This is a genomic window from Sutcliffiella rhizosphaerae, from assembly GCF_917563925.1.
Classification (GTDB): domain Bacteria; phylum Bacillota; class Bacilli; order Bacillales; family Bacillaceae_I; genus Sutcliffiella_A; species Sutcliffiella_A rhizosphaerae.
The window spans coordinates 26,683-47,365 of sequence record NZ_CAKJTJ010000004.1 but is presented as its reverse complement, the minus strand read 5'-3'; the positions used below and the strand labels follow the sequence as shown (position 1 = coordinate 47,365).

Below are 20,683 nucleotides of genomic sequence, written 5' to 3'. Positions count from 1 at the left end.
GGAGAAATAGTGAGTAGACGAATCGTAATTGCGGGGACAGGAAGTGGGGTAGGCAAAACAACCGTAACGCTTGGATTGATGGCTGCCCTGCAACAAAAGGGACTACGGGTACAAGGATTTAAATGTGGACCTGACTATATTGATACTTCCTATCATACAGCAGTAACTGGGAGACCTTCGCGAAATTTGGACAGCTGGATGCTTCCTCTTGAGGCGGTGAAAGCAGTACTCAAAAAAGGGAGTGAAGAAGCCGACATCTCTATTATTGAGGGTGTAATGGGCTTTTATGACGGAAAAGATCCAAGAAGTGATACAGGAAGCACAGCAGAAATTAGCACGCTTACTAAAAGTCCAGTTGTGCTAGTGGTTGATTGTAGCGGAATGGCAAGAAGTGCAGCTGCGATGGTAAAGGGATATCAGCTGTTAAATAAAAACGTACTTATCGCAGGAGTGATTGCTAACAAAGTTGGAAGTGAAGGGCATTTTCAACTCATTAAAGCTGCTGTTGAACAGGAGTGTGGCATTCCGGTTGTAGGCTATATGTTACGAGAAGTGGGAATAGTGATGCCAGAGCGTCACCTTGGTTTAGTTCCTTCTATTGAACGAGGCGATCTTAATGGATTTTTTGAAGAGTTAGGTGAGTTATGTACAAAAACGGTGGACTTGGAGAAGATTGTAGAACTTGCTGAGGGTGCACAGGATTTTGACGTTAAAAACAGTATTTTTACATTACCTAAAAAAAGGAAACTTGTGAAAATTGCTGTTGCAAGGGATGCGGCGTTTAACTTTTACTATCAAGAAAATTTGGAGCTCTTGGAACATATGGGGGCAGAATTGGTGTATTTTTCTCCGTTGAAAAATGAACGGGTACCTGAGGATGTGGATGGACTCTATATTGGGGGAGGTTTTCCAGAGGAGTTTTCCGAACAGCTGTCGGTTCAACAAAATAGCGCAGATTCCATTGGTGAAGCAATTTTAAGAGGATTACCTACGCTCGCGGAATGTGGTGGGTTTATGTATTTAGCAAACGAGTTGGTAAAGGTAGATGGGAAGAGTCACGAGATGATTGGTATTATCCCTGGTACTGTCGTCATGCAGCAGCATTTGGCTGCACTTGGTTATAGGGAAATTCAAGGCATAGGCGATAATTTTCTTTTACAAAAAGGGGAAATTGCAAGGGGGCATGAATTCCATTACTCGACGTTTCATCCAGTAGGTGCCAATCCAAAGGCTTATGAAGTGAAGGGAACTCGTGGTGCTGCTCAGGAAGGATACTTGTTGGATAATCTTGTAGCTGGCTACACTCATCTCCATTTTGCTTCCCAACCTAAGCTTGTGGACAACTGGATTCAGCGCTGTTTAGAGGTAAAACAGCATGTTTGATGGAACGCCAATTATGGTGCAGGGAACGCATTCGGATGCGGGGAAAAGTGCAATTGTAACTGCATTGTGCAGGATTTTTGCCAAGGATGGTTTGCGGACAGCGCCATTTAAATCACAAAATATGTCCTTAAACTCTTATATCACAGTGGATGGAAGGGAAATTGGTCGTGCCCAAGGAGTACAGGCTGAAGCGGCTGGTGTAACAGCCACAACCGATATGAATCCAATATTAATTAAACCTACTGGTGACTATCAATCTCAAATAGTTGTTCATGGGGTACCATTCAAAAATATGAAAGCAGGGGAATATCGTCAGGATTTTTATAAACAAGGCTTGCAGCTCATAACAGAATCGTTTCACCGGTTGCAAAATCAGTTTGATGTAATTGTGATAGAAGGCGCTGGCAGCCCTGCTGAAATTAATTTGAATGACAGAGAGCTCGTAAATATGCGAGTAGCCAATTTAACAGATGCACCAGTCATACTTGTCGGGGATATTGAAAAGGGCGGTGTATTTGCTAGCTTGGTTGGAACATTGCAACTGTTGGAGGAAGAAGATAGAGAGAGGGTCATTGGTGTAGTCATCAATAAATTTAGGGGAGATGTGAAGCTTCTTCAGCCAGGATTGGAGTGGTTTGAAGCATACACAGGTTTGCAAGTTTTAGGGGTTGTTCCGTATGTCCCTAACTTAAACATTGAAGCAGAGGATTCCGTTATTTTAGATAGCTATTCTACAAGCAAGAACGAGGAAAAAGAAATTGATATTGCGGTGATCCGCCTTCCGTTAATTTCTAATTTTACCGATATGGACCCACTTATTGCGGAGCCGGATTGCCATGTGCGCTATGTGAAAAAAGCAGAGGAGCTTGGAAGTCCAGATATCATTATTCTACCTGGTAGTAAAAACACTTTAAGTGATATGCTTTTTTTGCATGAGACAGGGTTGGCCAATAGGCTTCAAGCAGCCAAAGCGGAAGGTGTGGAGATATTTGGTGTGTGTGGAGGCTTTCAAATGCTTGGTGAGCTTGTTATTGATGAGTATGAAGTGGAATCATCGCTAAAAGTTGTGTCGGGCTTAGGTTTTGTGCCGATGAAAACCTTCCTTGCCAACAAAAAAACTACGGTATTGTCTCAAGGAATGGTAACATTTCTGGGAGAAGAGATACCTGTAAAAGGATATGAAATTCATATGGGGGTTTCGGAAGTCGAACCCGGCACGTCGCCTTTTGTGTCTTTAAAGAATCGTGTGGAAGGTATACAAATTGATCATGTTATAGGCACGTACTTTCATGGCATTTTTCAAAATGATGAGTTTAGAGAGGCTTATTTGAATAAGATAAGAAAAGCTAAGGGGCTGTCATCTATTCATGGACGAGCTTCGTTTGAACAGTTGCGGGAGAAGTCGTTTGACCGTCTCGCTGATGTAGTGAGAGAACATCTAGATATGGAGACGATAAAAAGAAGAATGGCAGAATTTCAGGAGAGGTAGAAGGGGCTTTTGGTGTTATGTCCATATTAATTGAGTGTTTTTCCGAATGCCAATAAGATCTATAAGTTATTTGTATAAAAATAGGAAATAGAGGCGTGATTTGTCCGATTGGGCGAGCAATATGTCCGAAATAGCATCCAACTTTGTCCAAATGCAAAAAATCATTGAAAAAGCGCTCCAACTCTACGAAAAACCGAATCTATTTTAGATAAAAAGGATGTATATATGATGAGATCGTTTAACATAAAGCCAGTCAGCTACATAGCAGGAGATAACATGGGTGCTTATCTTAATACTTTAACAAAGCCACAAGGAAGTCTTGGAATCGTGGAGGAAATTGCGGTTCAGCTTTCCCGGATTACCGGTAATAAGATACCAGATATTACTCTGCCTGGAATTTTAGTTTTTGCTGCTGATCACGGAATCGCTACCGAAGGAGTATCTGCTTATCCGCAAGAAGTGACTGCTCAAATGGTTCATAATTTCTTAGATGGAGGAGCCGCAATCAATGTGTTGGCTCGTCAAATTAATGCCCAACTTGAAATTGTGGACATTGGTGTGGCAACCGATATAGATAGGAAAGGTTTACTCCAACGAAAAATCCGCTACGGTACTGCGAACTTTTTAAAAGAGGACTCGATGAGTCGCAGTGAGGCAATGCAGGCAATAGAAACTGGTGCGGATATCGCTACTAGCATGCTGGACAAAGGAATAAATTGCCTCTTACTGGGTGAAATGGGTATTGGCAACACGACAAGCAGCAGCGCTATTCTATCTGTTTTAAGTGAAATGGATGCGATGCATGTAGTTGGTGCAGGTACTGGTATCACAGAAGAACAGCAGAACTATAAAAAACAGGTTATCCGTCAAGCCGTTGTGAAACGTCAACCTAATTCCGATGATGCCATCGATGTACTTGCAAAGATAGGAGGTCTTGAACTTGCGGGAATCACTGGAGCTATTTTGGCTGCAGCTGAACGAAAAATTCCTGTTCTAATTGACGGTTTTATCAGTACTGTTGCTGCATTAATTGCTACGCGTTTGTATAAAGAAGCAGCAGAATATCTCTTTATTGGTCACAAGTCAGCAGAATATGGTCATCAATATGCTATTAAGCTGTTAAAAAAAGACCCCATACTTGACCTTGGGATGAGACTTGGAGAAGGAACCGGTGCAGCGCTTGCTTTTCCAATCCTTTTGGCGGCTACTAATATTGTAAAAGAGATGGCCACTTTCGAATCAGCTGGTGTTTCAGGAAAAGTTTAGTAATATAAAAATTTACAACTCTAGAAAGTTATTTTATAATAACGACAGGATAAAAAAACGAATAGTATGACAAATAGGTTCCCTATCGGGGTGCAGCTTTTAAGTTGTGACGGTAGGGTGAAAAGGGAAGTTGGTGAAAGTCCAACACGGTCCCGCCACTGTAAGCGTGGAAGGAAGCTGCATAAGTCCACTGTGTATGAAAAGTACATGGGAAGGCGCAGCTGACTAATGAAGCGTAAGTCAGGAGACCTGCCTATTTCGTCTTTTAAGCTCCTTCGAGGAAAAGGATGTTTAAAGTGCAGCCACTTCTGTTTTGATAGATTCTATTTTACTAACAATCTATTTGAGAAGCAGGATATCTAATATGCTCTTTAACGTTCAACGCTTTCCTTTGGGATGGCGTTTTTTTATTTTAGAAAATAAAAAAGGGGAAAATAAAATGAAACATGTTCGAAGTAAAATGTTAGCCTTTATCCTTGCACTGACTCTGGGGTTATTAGCAGGATGTGGAGCAGAATCAAATGAAGCAAATGGGTCGGTTAATGAACAACCTGCTAAGGGGCAGGAAGCGACACAGGAATCGTTATTCCCAGTCACATTTAAGGATGATTCAGGGAAGGAAATAACCATTGAAGAGGAACCAGAAAGTATTGTATCTATGCAACCGAGTACAACGGAAGTAGCGTATGCATTAGGATTAGGTAATAAGATGGTTGGGGTTTCCGATTATTGTAATTATCCCGGTGAAACTGCAGATGTGGAAAAGGTTGGCGGACAGGATATGAATGTGGAACTAATCTTAAGTTTGACACCTGATTTAATTTTTGTGACCGATTATCATTACCAAAATCATGAGCCTATCCTTAAACAATATGAAGAGGCTGGCATAACAGTTGTTGTTATAGGAAGTGAATCTTCCTTTGCCGATGTATATGAGACGATGGAGTTAATTGGAAAAGCAACTGGTAAGACGATAGAGGCGGAAGCGTTAATCGCTGACATGAAGGAGCGCTTAGCAGCCGTTGAAGAAAAAGCGAAAGAAGTGACAGATAAAAAGAAAGTTTGGGTAGAGGTTTCTCCTGCTCCTGATATTTTTACGACTGGTCAGGGGACATTTATGCATGAAATGCTTGAAGCAATCCAGGCGGAGAATGCAGCTGGTGATCAAGAAGGATGGGTCAAACTGACGGAAGAGGAAATCGTAAAGCTTAATCCTGATGTTATTATCACTACTTATGGATACTATGTGGATAACCCAAAAGAAGGTGTCTTGGAACGTGCTGGTTGGGCAGAAGTTCCTGCTATAAAGAGTGGGGAAGTTCATGATGTGGACAGTGATACTGTAACAAGACCAGGACCACGTTTAATTGAAGGAGTGGAGCACCTTGCTAAGCTTATCTATCCGGAGATTTTTGAGTGAAAAAGTTGTCTGGCTTTATATTTTGTGTGGAGGGTTTGTACTTGGTACAGCCCTTCTTGGTTTATTAAATAGTAGTGTGGCCATCCCTATTCCTACGATCTTACATATTTTAAGTGAAAATGCCTTTGGGTTCGGATGGTTGGCAGATGTTCCGAAGAACGAGGAAATGATTATTTGGAATATCCGTTTTCCGCGTGTTTTACTTGCGATGTTTGTTGGGGCTTCTCTGGCACTTGCGGGAGCTGCCTTCCAAGGATTATTACGAAATCCACTTGCAGATCCTTATACAATAGGAGTTTCTTCAGGAGCTGCACTTGGAGCAGTGGCTGTCCTGTTTTTTAACATAACCATTATTGGCCTTGGTAGCTTTACCTTGCCTGTGGTCGCAATTATTAGTGGGTTGTTGTCTTTATTATTGGTATTTGGACTTGTCCGTTTAAGTAACAGGGGCTTAGCGATCGAAACGATTATCCTCGCTGGAATTATCATTAGCGCTTTTATCGGGTCTCTCATTTCTTTAATTATTGCTCTAGGGGACAAGGATTCCATGACCCAAATTATTTATTGGTTGTATGGAAGTGTAGGAATGCGTAGCTGGGGGCATGTACAGCTTATCTTTCCATTCATGATAGTAGGGGCAATCCTGCTATTTTTGCATTATCGCGAACTCAATGCGATGGCACTTGGGGAAGAGGCAGCAGACCATATTGGAGTAAATGTTAAACGAGGAAAAATCTTGATTCTACTTGGTGCTTCCCTTTTAACAGGATCAGCAGTAGCTGTATCTGGTTCTATTGGATTTGTTGGGTTAGTCATCCCACATCTAGTCCGTCTTTTAACAGGACCGAACCATCGGCATGTCCTGCCTTTATCAATGCTCGTTGGTGGTGGTTTTCTAGTCCTCGCTGATTTGATGGCAAGAACCATTATTGCACCAAAAGAATTACCTATTGGTGTAATCACGGCCCTAATTGGCGCACCAGTTTTTGCCGCACTTTTGGTGAGAGAGAGAATTGGAAAGGGGAAGGCACATGATTAAAATCCAAGGCCTAGTAGGTGGCTATAGTTCTGAAAAGCCCATTATTAACGGGATAGATCTTCATATTGAAAAAGGGGAATTCTTTGCCTTACTCGGCCCAAATGGAAGTGGAAAAACAACTTTATTCAAACTTGTAACAGGACAATTGCCAGTGTTAGAGGGAGAACTCCTTCTCACCAATCACCCCATTTCATACTACTCCAAATTAGAAAAAGCGAAAAAAGTTGCTGTTCTCACGCAGGAAATTCAAATTTCCTTTGATTACACGGTAGAGGAAATCATTAGCCTTGGCAGATATCCCCATCAGACTGGCTTTTTAAAAAGCTTGTCTACGAAGGATAAAACTATTATGCGTGAAGTAATGCAGCTCACCAATACAGAAAAGTATAAAGATAAACAGTTCCGAAACTTGAGTGGTGGGGAGAAGCAGCGGGTGTTATTGGCTAAAGCACTGACGCAAGAACCGGAAATTCTCCTCCTTGATGAACCGACCAATCATCTGGACATTAAGCATACTTTTCAAATGCTCGATCTTATAAAGGAGTGGCAACGGACAAGATCATTGACAGTATTTGCGATATTGCATGACCTGAATATTGCTTCTTTATATGCAGACCGTCTTGCACTTTTGCATGGTGGCAAATTTTTAGAGGTGGGTGACTCTGAAACGTTGCGAAAGGAAGAGCAACTCGCAAAAGTATATGAAGTTCTGATAAAAGCAGAGTCCCATCCAGTTGTCCCAAAACCTCAGCTCTTAATGACACCTGGTAATGTCGAAAAAGAAAAAGTAGTAGCATTTAGTGAAAATTTCTCTTTTTACCAAGATGAAGAATATGTGCATATAAAATCTTCTGCTCCACTGCGGACAATTTCTAATGGTGTTGTAGGTGAAGGGATTAAGTGGCACAAGCATTTTTGTAATTTCCATGTTTCCAAAACCTATCATTGCAACGATCCGATAAATGACATCCAACAGTGGCTCACAGAGAGATCTATCCCTCATGAGCAGACGGTTGGGATGATGACGGCTGTGCAGCTCTCTGATGTGGTGGTCCAAAAGGAAAAAATAGAAGATTTGGAACTGATGGCAGTCGTAACGGCAGGGGTTGGTAACGCAGTTGATATCACAAAGACAGCTCTTAAACAAATACCAGTAACAATCGGAACAATTAATATCATGCTGTTTATTCATGCACACTTAACAGATGGAGCGTTAGTGAACGGACTTCTCTCTGCAGTGGAAGCAAAAACGAAAGCGATGCATGATCTGCAGATTATGGATCCACAAACAAACACGTTAGCCACCGGTACTTCAACAGATGCGATGGTGTTGGCAGTAACCCAACATGGAGAACCTACTCCATACGCAGGATCAGGCACTCTAATAGGTAAAGGGATAGGGCATATTGTTTATAAAGCCGTAACAGAAGCTATTTTGACATATCAGAAAAGAGTCGGTTTAAATGCTTGAAAGCTATTTTTATATAGGGAGTATCGTTCTGTTAGGGGCTGTCTTGCTTGACTTACTAATGGGAGATCCACGCTGGCTACCACATCCAGTTGTCCAAATGGGTAAGTTAATTACTTCCTTAGATAAAAGTTGGAATAAGGGGAGTTACAAGAAGCAAAAAGGAGTACTGCTTGCCACAACGGTGGTGATTACAGTGTATGCTCTGACTTTTGCGATTGTATTTGTTGCACATCAGCTTTCTTTTTGGGCAGGATTAGCAGTAGAAATTTATCTAGTATCGACGACTATTGCCATTAAGGGACTTTCAGATGCGGGGAAAAATGTGTTGAAGCCTTTATTAACAGGCAATATAGGAGAAGCGAGGAAAAGCTTGAGCATGATTGTCGGCAGAGATACCGAAACACTTTCAGAATGTGAAGTTGTCAGAGGGACAGTAGAGACAGTTGCGGAGAATACAGTCGATGGAATTACTGCGCCACTTTTTTGGGCACTGATTGGCGGAGCACCACTTGCGATGGCTTACCGTGCTATCAATACGTTGGATTCCATGGTTGGGTACAAAAGTGAAAAATACTTGCAGTTTGGTTGGGCATCTGCAAGATTAGACGACCTTGCAAATTTCCTCCCTGCACGACTGACAGCTTTAACGATGTGGTTCATGTCTATTTTTATTAAAAACTCAAAGCGAAAAACAGCATGGATGATTACATGGCGAGATGCCAGAAAGCATCCTAGTCCTAACAGCGGATGGCCAGAAGCAATGACTGCAGGGTTGATGGGCATTCAGCTTGGAGGTATCAATTATTATCGTGGGGTAAAGTCAGACCGTGCAAGGATGGGGGACCCGATGAGAGAACTAGCAATTGCTGATATCACAACATCCATCCGTTATATGCATGGTGGTTGGATTGGATTTTTGCTGGTTGGACTATTTTTACTTTTTTTATGGACGGAGGGGATAACATGAAATGGCCAGATCACGGGGGACAGCCGACAACTATGAAGCAGCTTTACAAAATGGACGAAAGTATGAAAGTACTTGATTTTAGCGCTAATCTCAATCCATTGGGACCACCCCAATGGTTGAAAGGCGAGCTTGAATTACAATGGGACAAGCTATTGGGCTATCCAGATCCGCATTATGCTGCGAGTAAAGAGGAACTTGCCTCTTTCATTGGAGTCACAAAAGAACAACTCCTGCTCACAAATGGAGGGGCAGAAGCGATTTTTCTTGCCGCAAAATATTTTGAAGGAAAACGGGCAGCCATTGTGCATCCGGCTTTTTCTGAATATGAACGGGCATGTCAGCACTATCATTTGGATGTGAAGAGTTTTGTACTAACAGCTGAAAACTATTTTAAACTACCAATGGAATCACTACTCCATACTTTGCGTGATATTGATGTACTTTTCCTTTGTCGTCCTAACAATCCTACAGGCACACTTATTCCAAAAGCAGAAGTGAAGCTGTTACTTGACCAAGGGTTGAACAGTGACACCTATATCGTGGTAGATGAAGCATTTATTGATTTTGTTCCAGAAGAGGAGTTGACGTTCCTCTTAACAAGCTATCCGAATTTAATCTTACTCCGCTCCTTAACAAAAATGTATACGATCCCTGGCTTAAGGCTAGGATTTCTGCTTGGAGATAAATCTGTGGTGGAAGCCATGGAAAAAGCGCAGATTCCTTGGAGTGTAAATGCGCTTGCAGATTCTGTGGCACCGAAGCTATTAAAGGATGACACTTTTGTAAGAACAACACTGAAATGGCTTAAGGAAGAAATAGAAATACTGCATGCCTTTTATGAAAAATATGATTTTTATATGTCTCCGACCAAGGTGAATTTCTATTTACTTCAGGATAAAAGAGAACCGGAGCGGACAAATGAAATCTTCAACTTTTTGTTTAAGCGAGGAGTTTTGCCGAGACATACTCATAATTTCAAAGGACTGCAAGGAAGATATATGCGATTTGCAGTTCGGTCTAAAACGGAGAATACTAGACTAATGGATACTCTTCGTGATTGGAGAAGGAGCCAATGATTATATTTATATCAGGTGGGGCGCGCTCTGGAAAAAGTAGTTTTGCAGAAAAACTGGCCATAACTACTTATGTGAAAAAGGGAACTCGTCTCGTCTACTTGGCGACTGCGAACAAAAGTGATGAGGAGATGACACAGCGTATTCAAATCCATCAACAAATTCGAGGGAACATATGGGATTTGGTGGAAGAGCCGTGTGACGTAGCGAGAGTCTTACATCTTTGTAAAAATGGAGATGTGATTCTTCTGGACTGCCTGACCATTTGGTTAAGTAATGTCATGTTTGGAGAAGCTGATTTTGACCTTGAGGAGTGCTTAGAATGTGTACATGAATGGAAGAGGATTGCAGCTGAGAAAGAGTTAACTTTATTCATTGTCTCAAATGATGTAAATGAAGATCTTCCCTCACCGTATGAGCTTGTCAGAAACTATATTATTCAGTTGGAAAAGTTACATAGATTTCTAGTGGAGCATTCAAATGAGGTAATTCAAGTTCGAGCAGGTTTGCCCAAGTATTGGAAAGGAAGAGGGATACACAAATGAAAAATGGAGTATATGGATTCCTGCTGGCATTGCAGTTTTTAACAAGGATTCCAGTGTCGTTGGAGTGTCCCTGGAATAAAGAAACTAGCAGGTGGGCACTCAGATGCTATCCTGTTGCTGGCCTTATTTTGTCTAGTATACTAGTGATGCTTGTCCTATTTTTACATACGTATCTTCCTCTTTGGGTCCTTGCGTTTTTAGTACTAACTGTATGGATTTGGCTAACAGGTGGGTTGCATTTGGACGGGTGGATGGACGTTGGGGATGCGATTGGGTCCAATGCACCATTGGAGAAGAAATGGGAGATTATGAAAGACCCTAGAGTAGGAAGCTTTGGTATATTAAGTCTACTATTTTTATTAACCTGGAAAACTATCTTTATCTATTTACTATTGGAATCATCTTATTTACATTTATTTACTTTGTTTATTATTCTTGCGTTTTCAAGATTTTTAGCAGTGGTTCTTATGTATTTTTATCCAACTGCCCAGCAAAACGGTCTTGCATGGGAATGGAAACAGAATCTAACGAAAGTGGATGTGATCATCGCTTTCATCCCTATTGCAGTACTATTTATCCTCATGCCGACATATCTACTCCTACTCCCTGCTTATCTACTGTTTGGCTTGATATTTGGAAGGTGGATGATGAAAACTTTTAAAGGTAGCAATGGAGATCTGATGGGAACAGCAATTGAAGGAGGAGAACTATGGGGGCTCGCCATTGTATGGATCTCTATCTCATTCGTCACGGGCTGACAGATTGGAACAGAGAGAAGCGCTATCTTGGGTATACAGACAGAGATATATTAATAGGAGAGCTTGGAAAACTTGAGAATGTAAAGAAATGTCTTGAGAATGTTATGTTTGATGCGGTGTATACAAGCGATTTGAAAAGATGCAGGAGTACGCTAAGGTATTTAGACATCCAAAAGCAAGAAGTAGTTGATGTGAGATTAAGAGAAATGAATTTCGGAGATTGGGAAGGCAAAACGTACCATGAACTTAAGGAGAATCCCGACTATTGTAAGTGGCTCGACAACCTGGAAAAAGTCAGTCCGCCAAATGGAGAATCGTGGACAGGGTTTACAGCTAGGGTAGATGCATTTTTGGAGGACCTTTTGGCAGAAAAAAAGGGGAGCATTCTCCTTGTTACCCATGGTGGTGTTGTTCGCTATCTGCTCTCCCGATATATTGGGACAAATTCCTTTTGGGAAGCACCACAGCCAACGCACGGTCAAGGTGTATTAGTAAGATTAGAGGAACAGACAGGAGTGTGGAGATGCAGCTCTATATCGGCGGTGCCTATAGTGGAAAAAGAAACATGGTAAGAAAAACATATGAAAACGAGAAGTTAGTATGGTTTTCTGCTTATGAAAGTCAGGCAGTTGACGGATGGAAAGATTCGTGGGAAAAAGGAAGTAACTTGGTTCTAGAAGGATGGGAAATTTGGCTGGAGGAAGCGTTGAAAGTGGAAAATGATGATTTTATTGTTCGAAAAAAGTTTCTTGCACTGTTGAAGGAGTTAGCTCAAGCAGAGATGGAAAGAGAAGGGCGGGTTATTTTAATCATGCTGGAAGTGGGACGTGGCATTGTTCCAGTTGAGGCGCACTTGCGCAGACTACGAGATCTTTCCGGTTGGCTTACCCAGGATGCTGCCTCTCAGTGTGAAGAGGTTCATTACATATGGCACGGGATTGGTGAGCAAGTAAGGTGATGTAGTTGGTATCTTCTCTCTCTTGTATACTTCTTTACATTATGAAATGGATTTGCTAGATTGATGTTAGCGAAAGGGGGATGTCCCATGCAAACAGTTAATTATGAGGAGAATTGGAATATTAAAACCGCGGATATTCAGATGGGCATACATCGCTCCTATACTTATCATCGGTACGAGCCAACTCCATATGAAGCGCTAGATGCTTTTTTTGAGAAATATAAGGTAACGCTTCAAGACCACTTTATCGACTTTGGTTGCGGTAAAGGTCGGCTAAACTTTTATGTGGCGAATCAGTTTGGTGCTAAGGCGACAGGAATTGAAATGAATGAGTTATTTTATAAAGATAGTTTGATGAACCTGGCCGATTACCGGGGAAAATATAAAGAAAAGATTGCTTTTGAACATGTGATGGCAGAGGATTTTGATATTATGTTATCTGCCAATCGATTTTATTTCTTTAATCCTTTTACTGTGGATATATTCCGGAGTGTTATCAACAATATTTTGCTTTCTGTGGAAAAGGTGAACAGGCCTGTGAACATTATCTTATATTATCCTGCCCCTGACTATGTGTATTTTTTGGAGGAACATCCGATGTTTTCTTATAAATTAGAGGTTCCATTAGAAGGATATAATAAAAATGCAAACGAGCGTTTTTTAGTGTATGAACTCGCTTTCTAAAGGGAGTGGAGTGTGATCCTATTTATTAAAAAGGTACTGCCAGAAAGATATTCACTCCCTTTCTGGACAGCTCCTACAGCTTAACCAGTCCACCAGTATTTCCCCTAACGACTGTATTTCCTCTTTAGTCAATAACTTATATTGGCACTTATCACTACGTAAATAACTATAGATAATTTGTGCTTTATCTATTTCGTAACGCCCGACTTGCTCAGGCTGAATAGGAGTGGCACGATGTAATGTATGAAGCACATCGACTTCTATTTCTTCCAAGTTGGCACCTTGTTTATAAAGCTTGCTAAATAAGACATCTGTCCGCCAAATAACAAAAATCTTAACGTTGTCATTATCTAGCTTTTCTGCAACAAGAAATTGATGATTTCCTTCTGTAAAATCCATTACTTCTTCTTTTTGTAAAAGGGATAAGAATGCTTGAATGTAGTTACGATAAGTAGCCGCTTTTTCAAAGTCAAGCGCTTGGGAGAGCCGTTCCATTTCTGCTTGCATTTCCATAAGTAGCTGATTGTTTTTTCCAAGCAAAAGTGAAGTGAATTTCCTCAGTATTTCATTATGTTCGTCAACTGCTTTTCCTCCAAGGCAAATTCCACGACAAAGACCAATGGAATAATTCAAACATGGCGATCCATTGATAGCTGGATTTGAGCATTCTAATTGGTACATTTCCTTTAGTCCTTGAATAGCCCTGTTTACAGCCTTTTTGCTGCTATAAGGTCCAAAGCTCCAACCATTACTTTCTTGCAGGGGATGAGTGGACATACGCATCCGGTAAAGCTTGCCGACTTTTTTAACTGTTAAGTAGGTAAATGCTTCTGGCGTTTTCATCTGCCGATTATAGGTTGGACGGATTTCCTGAATCAGTTGCCACTCGAGCAGAAGTGCCTCAAATTCCGTATCGGTTTTTATGATATCAAAATCATGAATATGGGTAATGAGCTTACGAATTTTGGTTGAATGATTCGATGTGATTCGAAAATAAGATTGGACCCGGTGACGCAATCGTTTCGACTTTCCCACATAGATGACTTGTCCCAAAGCATCTTTCATTAGATAGACTCCTGGAGTAGGAGGGAGTTGTTTTATTTTTTCGGAAAGGCTCATGTCAGGCCACCTTTCTAGATAGATGGATTCTTCATTTATATCAACTTCCTACTGTAAAGAGTAGCAGATATTACGAAAAAACAACAAGATAAATGACGAACTCCCTGCAAATACAAAAGCCACTTGAACAAGACCTCTATTCAAGCGGCTTATTTTATCGCAGGAACTTTAATGTTCAACGTAAACTCTCCATCTTTACATACAAAATCGAGAAAACCTTGATGATCTGTGACGATATCTTTGATTAATTTCGTTCCTAGTCCCTCATGTTCTCCACTCTTTGTAGTTTTGCCATATGTATAGAATAGTGAATCCAAGACATCGACAGGAACAGGAAGAGTACTATTTTTGCATATCAGTATAAACAATCCGCTCCGCTTGTAGAATTGCAGTGAAACAAGCGCTTGTTCTCCACGTTTCAGTTGATACTCTTCACAAGCATCCAATGCGTTCCCTAATAGATTGCCTACTAACTCTACCATTTTTTGATCACGAATTGGCAATGTTGATAGCGGAACATCCAAATCATAAACAATGGAGATATCGGCAGCTTTTGCCCGACGGTACATTTGGTGCAGAACTCCAGCTACTACTCCACGCTCACCTTTAATGGAGTAATTCGTCTCTTCGTAGTTTTCCACCAGTTCATCCAAATAACGCTTTGCATCATTTGCCTCGTTATTTTCCAACATAAAATGAACGGCAGATACATGCTTTAAAAAATCATGCCGCTCTCCGCGCACTACCCGGAATGTTTCATTGATATGCTGCCGCTGTTCTCTGTGTTGAAGAAGCTCTCGTTTCTTTTCGCTCATATTCCGGCCAAGTGATAACCGTAAATATTCCAAAACGACAAAGATGATAAAAAATACCACTGACACCACAAGCGCATCCATTCCAAAGTAAGATAGCAACACGACTATCACCTGGACCATCGTTAAGGAAGTGTTCACTTGCCAGCCTAGACTTTCTATTTCAACTAAAACTTTTTTGTGAAAATAATAAGCGATTATACCTGCTAAGATTAGGCTCACATAAAAGGGGAACCACTCACCGCCAATGACATGTAGATGTAAAAAAACAAATGCAGCAAATGCTCTCCAATACATAGAAGAAGTACTCAAGATCAATCCACCTTTTAAAAGTAATTCTCTTGCAAAAATTCCACTTTGTCCTTTGTAATCATCGCTTGTTCTTCTAAACCTTCAAAGGTAACGATGTACGAACTTTTTGCATAGAGGGAGAAATTTTTGATGTAATGGATATTAATAATGAAGGAGCGGTGAGAACGGAGGAAATCACGTTCCCGTAGTTCTCCTTCAAGTTCATTTAATGTTTGATAGGTTTTAATAGGTCCACTTTTCGTATAAATAGTAGTCGAACGTCCGGAACGTTCAATAAAAATAATGTCTTTCTTTTGGATAATATGAATATCATTTTTTTGTTTTAGATAGAGTCTGCCGGCTATTTCGGCAGATTTTGTTTTCTCAAGTAGTCTCTCAATACTTTTCACAAGTCGTTCTTTCGGATATGGTTTCATTATGTAATCATGCACGTTCAGCTCGAAAGCATGTACAGCATAGCCACTACTGCCAGTAACAAAGATGACCGAGATGTTTAGGGCGTGGGAATGGATGATATCCGCAAGCTCATAACCTGACAAGTTCGGCATTTCGATGTCTGCAATTAATAGATCGATCGCTTCCTTTTTTATTTGATTATAGGCTTCTTCTGCAGATTGAGTAGAAAAAACGATCTCCACATTCGGAATGGCTGCCACAATGCCGTTCAATTTATCTAAATCAATATATCTATCATCAACGAGTCCAACTCTCATTGTTACCGCCTCACCTTGCAAAGAAAGATATTCCAACTGTTGACAAACACATGCTCATCATAACTCGGACACTAATTAATCAAGTTTGAAAATATAGGTGTGCTCGACACACTGCTAACGGATGGATTTATCTTTATTTTACCATTATTAGAGGGAAATAGGTTATTTTCACGACATCAAATGGATTTTTCACGACAAAGTTAGAGAATTGATGAGAATTAGTTTGTATGATAGTACCAAGAATATGAAACAGTTGAGGTGAATGAAATGATTGAAATTAATCAAGTAACAAAAAAGTTTAAAGATAAAAACGTACATATCACCGCATTAAAACATGTTAGCTTTTCTGTAAGTAACGGACAAGTTGTAGGTTTACTCGGAGAAAATGGTGCAGGGAAAACCACATTGTTAAGATCCATTGCAACCTTGCTAACACCATCTGATGGCAGCATAACAGTTGGAGGATATGATACTATCAAAAATCCAGATGCGATAAAGAAGAAAATTGGTGTTTTGTTTGGTGGTGAAACAGGACTTTATGACCGCTTAACAGCCAGAGAAAACCTGGAGTATTTTGCAGCTTTATATGGAATGAGTAAACACGAAACAAAAATTCGTATCGATGAACTGGCTAAAATGTTCGGTATGAGGGATTACATGAATCGGAAAGTCGGTGGTTTTTCCAAAGGGATGCGTCAAAAGGTGGCGATCGCTAGAACCTTGATCCACAATCCAGAGATTATCCTGTTCGATGAGCCGACAACAGGTCTTGATATTACGTCATCCAATGTTTTTCGGCAGCTCGTACATCAGTTAAAACGTGAAGGCAAAACGATTATTTTTTCGAGCCATATTATGGAAGAAGTCAGCATGCTATGTGACTCTGTAGCAATGATGCATAAAGGAGAACTTGTCTATCAAGGTTCTCTGGAAGCTCTATACAAAGAAGAAGAAAGTAAAGATCTGAACTATATTTTCATGAGCAAGCTTGTAAGGAGGAACAACCACTATGCTTCTTAAAATTTATTTGAAGGAAATGAAAGATTCTTTCCGAGACAGACGTACCCTCTTATTAACCGTTTTGCTACCGATAGTTATGATGAGTGGTCTAGTATTATTTTACGAAAACATGCTTTCAGATGGGGAAGGGAAAACTTTTACCCTTGCCGTGAATGACGGTTTTGGTGGACAGGAAGAAGCTCTGTTCATAGGAATGGATAATATTGAATTTATTAAATCGGCAAATCCAGAAGCAGTGCTAGAAGAAGGAGACGCGCAGGCAGCATTAGTATTAGAAGAGCGTTTCTTTGAAAAAGTAGAAAATGGGGAAGCGGCAAATGTCACGGTCCTTGGGAACTCTTTCAGTCAAAATTCTTCAATATTAATGGCTCAAGTTACGGCAGCACTTAGTAACTTTGAAAAGCTTGTTGTTGCTGATCGATTGGAGGCAGAAGGTACACCTCAAGAATTAGTTCAACCATTCACTATCGAGCAAATAGAAATTACAGAAGAAACTGCCGGTATCAACATGATAGCAATGCTGATTCCGTTAATTCTTGCTCTTGCCATAGGAGTTGGTGCTTCTCCGGCTGCATCCGATTTGTTTGCAGGAGAAAAAGAGAAAAAGACGATGGAAGCCCTTTTAATGACACCAATAAATCGCTTGACATTATTAATTGCAAAATGGATGACGATTTCCACAGTCGGATCAATTACAGGTATTATCACACTAATAGTTGTAGCAATAGAAATTAACTTCTTAACGAAATATATGAAGGCTGCGGTTTCCTTTGGGGACAATACGTTCCTAATTGTTGGTTTTGCCATTTTGGTATCCATCGTGTATGCAATGTTTATGGGCACATTGCAAATGGTTACAAGCATCATGGGGAAAACGGTAAAAGAAGCGCAAAGCTATAGCTCGCCGATCATGATGATTGCAATATTTCCGATTATGATAATCTCAAGCATCGGTATCAACGAACTTGAATTCCACCATTATGCTATACCACTCATGAACATATTTACGATTTTAAAAGAACTCAGCTTTGGAATCATTAATTACCAACATCTCGGAATAATGATTGGAAGTAACCTATTATGCGTAGGAATCGCGGTAATTGCTGGCAGAATAATGTTTATGAAGGATAAATGGGTGATGAACTAAAACTTATCAGTTCATTAAAATGAGAATACTGTATTAGCTGTTAGAACACCAAGGGAAACCTCGGTCTCAGTGTGTAGACAAAGGTACTTTTCTTAAGTTAACGCGATTCCTATGTTGATCGTAGTGAAAGACGCGAAGACTCCTCGAAAATGCTACCACATTTTCTTCGTGCGATAAATTGCTGTCGAAGCCTTCCCGGACCGCACGCGGAAAGCGAAGCATCTGCAACGAAGAGCAACAGTTAAATGCAAATCTACAAATAATTTGGGTTTGTCAACAGTCTGACACCAAGGGAAACCTTGGTGTTTTTATCTTTTTCAGGTGTTTTTGCACGAATATTAATAATTCGTTCAAACTTGGCAATAATTTTTATTAATAACAAAACCACTCTTTTCCGCTGTCTACTCAGGCATTACTACACCTGATTAACTTGGGCTTCCCACTTTATTACTCTTTCTATTTTAATTATGTCAACAATTATCTTGCCAAATAGGTCATTAGTAACAATGGAAACTTTCATGAAACCGCTTTACTATAAGAAATAAGCAATACTACTTTTTAATAATTAAGGGGGCACAAACTATGAGCTCTGAAGCAACAGCAAAGTCAAACTCTAACTTCAAAGTGAAAATACAGCGCTTCGGTAGTCATCTCAGTGGGATGATCATGCCGAACATTGGGGCGTTCATCGCCTGGGGATTAATAACAGCATTATTTATTCCAACTGGTTGGTGGCCAAATGAGGAACTAGCTAAACTTGTTGGCCCAATGATCAACTACCTACTACCTATCTTGATTGGATTCACAGGCGGACGTATCGTCTATGACCTTCGTGGTGGGGTAGTCGGTGCGACAGCAACCATGGGTGTTATCGTCGGAGCGGATATCCCGATGTTCCTTGGAGCAATGGTAATGGGACCACTTGGTGGATATGCCATCAAGAAGTTCGACCAAGCAATTGAAGGAAAAGTAAGACAAGGATTTGAAATGCTTGTTAATAACTTTTCAGCCGGGATTATTGCCGGGATCTTAACAATTATCGGATTCAAAGGTATTGGCCCGATCGTATTAACCTTAAACAAAACGCTTGCTGCAGGTGTAGAAACGCTAGTTCAAGCTAACCTACTTCCACTGGCAAGTATTATCATCGAACCAGCAAAAGTCTTATTCTTAAACAATGCCATTAACCACGGTATCCTTGGTCCTATTGGTATTGAGCAGGCTGCACGTGAAGGTATGTCCATCCTGTTCTTACTTGAAGCAAACCCTGGACCAGGACTCGGAATCTTACTAGCATTTGTCATCTTCGGTAAAGGGATGGCAAAACAATCAGCTTCTGGTGCAACTATCATTCATTTCTTCGGTGGTATTCACGAAATTTACTTCCCTTATATTTTAATGAAGCCAGCTTTAATTTTAGCGGCTATCGGTGGGGGAGCAGCTGGGGTATTCACACTTCTACTATTTAATGGTGGACTAGTGGCAGCACCATCTCCTGGTAGTATTTTCGCAGTCATGGCAATGGCTCCAAGAGGTGGATTCTTGGCAGTAATGGCGGGTGTCCTGGTGGCAGCAGCAGTATCATTCTTAATTTCATCCATTATTTTAAAAGGATCTAAATCAACAGATGACGATCTTACAAAAGCAACAGAAAAAACTTCTGCGTTAAAAGGAAAAGAAAGCAGAGCAAGCACACTTATTGCAAAGGAAGAAACACCTGTGGAAGAAAAAGAAGTCAACAAGATCATCTTCGCATGTGATGCTGGAATGGGCTCAAGTGCTATGGGTGCTTCCATCATGAAAAACAAAGTGAAAAAAGCAGACTTGTCCATTGATGTGACGAATTCTTCGATCAACAATATTCCGTTGGACGCTGATATCGTCATCACACATAAAGACTTAACGGACCGTGCAAGAGCAAAGCATCCAGATGCAACGCATATTTCCGTAGACAACTTCTTAAACAGTCCTAAATATGATGAGCTAATTGAAAAATTGAAAAAGTAATACTCCAAAGGAAAGAGCTTCGTGATGTGAGCTCTTTCCTTTTTTACATAGGCTCTTTTCTAAAAGATTGTTGTTGCTAGTAACCGGTAAAAAGTCGGGTTCTGGACTTTTTACCTGAATGTTCATTGAAAACTTGTCCTTTTGACCTAACCTAAACGGCAGGAAAAGAGCACGACAGTAACGATAATTACGAGTATCTAATAAAGTTCGTAAAAGCAGCAAAGTTTGCGAAAGCAGTCTTTACATAATAAGTAGTGTGATAATGAGGTTTCCATAAGGAATAGAAAGTACGAAAAACAGAGATTTTAAAAACTGAAAATTCAGAGGGAAATAAGTGCCCGGAAAATCCCAAAATGAAAAAACCGGGCACTTAAAAGGAAAATAAGTGCCCGGAAAATCCCAAAATGAAAAAACCGGGCACTTAAAAGGAAAATAAGTGCCCGGAAAATCCCAAAATGAAAAAACCGGGCACTTAAAAGGAAAATAAGTGCCCGAAAAAT

The 20,683-nt window shown here is 40.5% G+C and carries 20 protein-coding genes and 1 riboswitch; of the genes, 16 read left to right on the top strand and 4 right to left on the bottom strand.

The window, feature by feature from the left end; all coding sequences use genetic code 11:
* Window positions 1–6: 6 nt before the first annotated feature.
* The 13 genes from LRP81_RS05075 (at window position 7) to LRP81_RS05015 (ending at window position 13,053) form a co-directional block, all read left to right on the top strand.
* Complete coding sequence (locus LRP81_RS05075) at window positions 7–1,383, top strand: cobyrinate a,c-diamide synthase (protein ID WP_230500382.1); 1,377 nt, start codon at window positions 7–9, stop codon at window positions 1,381–1,383.
* A complete protein-coding gene (locus LRP81_RS05070; RefSeq protein ID WP_230500176.1) occupies window positions 1,376–2,872 on the top strand; it encodes a cobyric acid synthase in 1,497 nt (498 codons plus the stop codon). Before LRP81_RS05075 ends, LRP81_RS05070 begins: the two co-directional genes overlap by 8 nt.
* Before the next feature lie 225 nt (window positions 2,873–3,097).
* Complete coding sequence (gene cobT / locus LRP81_RS05065) at window positions 3,098–4,138, top strand: nicotinate-nucleotide--dimethylbenzimidazole phosphoribosyltransferase (RefSeq protein WP_230500175.1); 1,041 nt, start codon at window positions 3,098–3,100, stop codon at window positions 4,136–4,138.
* 58 nt (window positions 4,139–4,196) lie between these two features.
* Window positions 4,197–4,409, top strand: a riboswitch (cobalamin riboswitch).
* 168 nt (window positions 4,410–4,577) lie between these two features.
* Window positions 4,578–5,558 (top strand): ABC transporter substrate-binding protein, encoded by a 981-nt coding sequence (locus LRP81_RS05060; protein WP_230500174.1) that lies wholly within the window; start codon window positions 4,578–4,580, stop codon window positions 5,556–5,558.
* Window positions 5,524–6,597 carry a FecCD family ABC transporter permease gene (locus tag LRP81_RS05055; protein WP_230500173.1) on the top strand — a complete coding sequence of 358 codons (1,074 nt, stop codon included), beginning with the start codon at window positions 5,524–5,526 and terminating at the stop codon, window positions 6,595–6,597. Before LRP81_RS05060 ends, LRP81_RS05055 begins: the two co-directional genes overlap by 35 nt.
* Window positions 6,590–8,068 (top strand): adenosylcobinamide amidohydrolase, encoded by a 1,479-nt coding sequence (locus LRP81_RS05050; protein ID WP_230500172.1) that lies wholly within the window; start codon window positions 6,590–6,592, stop codon window positions 8,066–8,068. The genes LRP81_RS05055 and LRP81_RS05050 overlap by 8 nt, the downstream gene beginning before the upstream one ends.
* Window positions 8,061–9,035 carry an adenosylcobinamide-phosphate synthase CbiB gene (gene cbiB / locus LRP81_RS05045; RefSeq protein WP_230500171.1) on the top strand — a complete coding sequence of 325 codons (975 nt, stop codon included), beginning with the start codon at window positions 8,061–8,063 and terminating at the stop codon, window positions 9,033–9,035. The genes LRP81_RS05050 and cbiB overlap by 8 nt, the downstream gene beginning before the upstream one ends.
* Entirely contained in the window at window positions 9,032–10,111 is a 1,080-nt protein-coding gene (cobD, locus tag LRP81_RS05040; RefSeq protein ID WP_230500170.1) for a threonine-phosphate decarboxylase CobD, read from the top strand. The genes cbiB and cobD overlap by 4 nt, the downstream gene beginning before the upstream one ends.
* Window positions 10,108–10,653 (top strand): bifunctional adenosylcobinamide kinase/adenosylcobinamide-phosphate guanylyltransferase, encoded by a 546-nt coding sequence (locus LRP81_RS05035; RefSeq protein WP_230500169.1) that lies wholly within the window; start codon window positions 10,108–10,110, stop codon window positions 10,651–10,653. The genes cobD and LRP81_RS05035 overlap by 4 nt, the downstream gene beginning before the upstream one ends.
* A complete protein-coding gene (gene cobS, locus LRP81_RS05030) occupies window positions 10,650–11,411 on the top strand; it encodes an adenosylcobinamide-GDP ribazoletransferase (protein WP_230500168.1) in 762 nt (253 codons plus the stop codon). The genes LRP81_RS05035 and cobS overlap by 4 nt, the downstream gene beginning before the upstream one ends.
* Complete coding sequence (locus LRP81_RS05025) at window positions 11,363–11,983, top strand: histidine phosphatase family protein (protein ID WP_230500167.1); 621 nt, start codon at window positions 11,363–11,365, stop codon at window positions 11,981–11,983. Before cobS ends, LRP81_RS05025 begins: the two co-directional genes overlap by 49 nt.
* Complete coding sequence (locus LRP81_RS05020; protein ID WP_230500166.1) at window positions 11,977–12,369, top strand: bifunctional adenosylcobinamide kinase/adenosylcobinamide-phosphate guanylyltransferase; 393 nt, start codon at window positions 11,977–11,979, stop codon at window positions 12,367–12,369. Before LRP81_RS05025 ends, LRP81_RS05020 begins: the two co-directional genes overlap by 7 nt.
* An 87-nt stretch (window positions 12,370–12,456) precedes the next feature.
* Window positions 12,457–13,053, top strand: a complete 597-nt coding sequence (locus LRP81_RS05015) for a class I SAM-dependent methyltransferase (protein WP_230500165.1) — start codon at window positions 12,457–12,459, stop codon at window positions 13,051–13,053.
* 51 nt (window positions 13,054–13,104) lie between these two features.
* Here LRP81_RS05015 and LRP81_RS05010 read toward each other — a convergent pair whose 3' ends face one another.
* From LRP81_RS05010 to LRP81_RS05000, 3 genes are all read right to left on the bottom strand, one after another.
* Window positions 13,105–14,118 carry a UvrB/UvrC motif-containing protein gene (locus LRP81_RS05010; RefSeq protein WP_230500164.1) on the bottom strand — a complete coding sequence of 338 codons (1,014 nt, stop codon included), beginning with the start codon at window positions 14,116–14,118 and terminating at the stop codon, window positions 13,105–13,107.
* Window positions 14,119–14,321: 203 nt separating this feature from the next.
* Complete coding sequence (locus LRP81_RS05005; RefSeq protein WP_230500163.1) at window positions 14,322–15,296, bottom strand: sensor histidine kinase; 975 nt, start codon at window positions 15,294–15,296, stop codon at window positions 14,322–14,324.
* 14 nt (window positions 15,297–15,310) lie between these two features.
* Window positions 15,311–16,009, bottom strand: a complete 699-nt coding sequence (locus LRP81_RS05000) for a LytR/AlgR family response regulator transcription factor (RefSeq protein ID WP_230500162.1) — start codon at window positions 16,007–16,009, stop codon at window positions 15,311–15,313.
* A gap of 267 nt (window positions 16,010–16,276) precedes the next feature.
* On the opposite strand from LRP81_RS05000, the gene LRP81_RS04995 reads away from it, so the two are divergent.
* The 3 genes from LRP81_RS04995 to LRP81_RS04985 all read left to right on the top strand — a co-directional run bounded on the left by LRP81_RS04995 (window position 16,277) and on the right by LRP81_RS04985 (window position 20,183).
* Entirely contained in the window at window positions 16,277–17,029 is a 753-nt protein-coding gene (locus tag LRP81_RS04995) for an ABC transporter ATP-binding protein (RefSeq protein WP_230500161.1), read from the top strand.
* Window positions 17,019–18,176, top strand: coding sequence for an ABC transporter permease (locus LRP81_RS04990; protein ID WP_230500160.1), 1,158 nt, complete (start codon window positions 17,019–17,021; stop codon window positions 18,174–18,176). Before LRP81_RS04995 ends, LRP81_RS04990 begins: the two co-directional genes overlap by 11 nt.
* Before the next feature lie 582 nt (window positions 18,177–18,758).
* On the top strand, window positions 18,759–20,183 hold the full coding sequence (locus LRP81_RS04985) for a PTS mannitol transporter subunit IICB (RefSeq protein WP_230500159.1): 1,425 nt from the start codon (window positions 18,759–18,761) through the stop codon (window positions 20,181–20,183).
* 240 nt (window positions 20,184–20,423) lie between these two features.
* Here the strand turns inward: LRP81_RS04985 and LRP81_RS04980 are convergent.
* Window positions 20,424–20,683, bottom strand: a 260-nt coding sequence (locus LRP81_RS04980; RefSeq protein ID WP_230500158.1) for a hypothetical protein, incomplete at its 5' end; no start/stop codon positions are given.

Coding starts and splice junctions, on each gene's coding strand:
- LRP81_RS04985 (WP_230500159.1), top strand. CDS start 18,759: ATGAGCTCTGAAGCAACAGCAAAGTCAAACTCTAACTTCAAAGTGAAA.
- cobS (WP_230500168.1), top strand. CDS start 10,650: ATGAAAAATGGAGTATATGGATTCCTGCTGGCATTGCAGTTTTTAACA.
- LRP81_RS05060 (WP_230500174.1), top strand. CDS start 4,578: ATGAAACATGTTCGAAGTAAAATGTTAGCCTTTATCCTTGCACTGACT.
- cobD (WP_230500170.1), top strand. CDS start 9,032: ATGAAATGGCCAGATCACGGGGGACAGCCGACAACTATGAAGCAGCTT.
- LRP81_RS05035 (WP_230500169.1), top strand. CDS start 10,108: ATGATTATATTTATATCAGGTGGGGCGCGCTCTGGAAAAAGTAGTTTT.
- LRP81_RS05070 (WP_230500176.1), top strand. CDS start 1,376: ATGTTTGATGGAACGCCAATTATGGTGCAGGGAACGCATTCGGATGCG.
- LRP81_RS04990 (WP_230500160.1), top strand. CDS start 17,019: ATGCTTCTTAAAATTTATTTGAAGGAAATGAAAGATTCTTTCCGAGAC.
- LRP81_RS05020 (WP_230500166.1), top strand. CDS start 11,977: ATGGTAAGAAAAACATATGAAAACGAGAAGTTAGTATGGTTTTCTGCT.
- LRP81_RS05015 (WP_230500165.1), top strand. CDS start 12,457: ATGCAAACAGTTAATTATGAGGAGAATTGGAATATTAAAACCGCGGAT.
- LRP81_RS05050 (WP_230500172.1), top strand. CDS start 6,590: ATGATTAAAATCCAAGGCCTAGTAGGTGGCTATAGTTCTGAAAAGCCC.
- LRP81_RS04995 (WP_230500161.1), top strand. CDS start 16,277: ATGATTGAAATTAATCAAGTAACAAAAAAGTTTAAAGATAAAAACGTA.
- LRP81_RS05010 (WP_230500164.1), bottom strand. CDS start 14,118: ATGAAAGATGCTTTGGGACAAGTCATCTATGTGGGAAAGTCGAAACGA.
- LRP81_RS05000 (WP_230500162.1), bottom strand. CDS start 16,009: ATGAGAGTTGGACTCGTTGATGATAGATATATTGATTTAGATAAATTG.
- cbiB (WP_230500171.1), top strand. CDS start 8,061: ATGCTTGAAAGCTATTTTTATATAGGGAGTATCGTTCTGTTAGGGGCT.
- cobT (WP_230500175.1), top strand. CDS start 3,098: ATGATGAGATCGTTTAACATAAAGCCAGTCAGCTACATAGCAGGAGAT.
- LRP81_RS05025 (WP_230500167.1), top strand. CDS start 11,363: ATGGGGGCTCGCCATTGTATGGATCTCTATCTCATTCGTCACGGGCTG.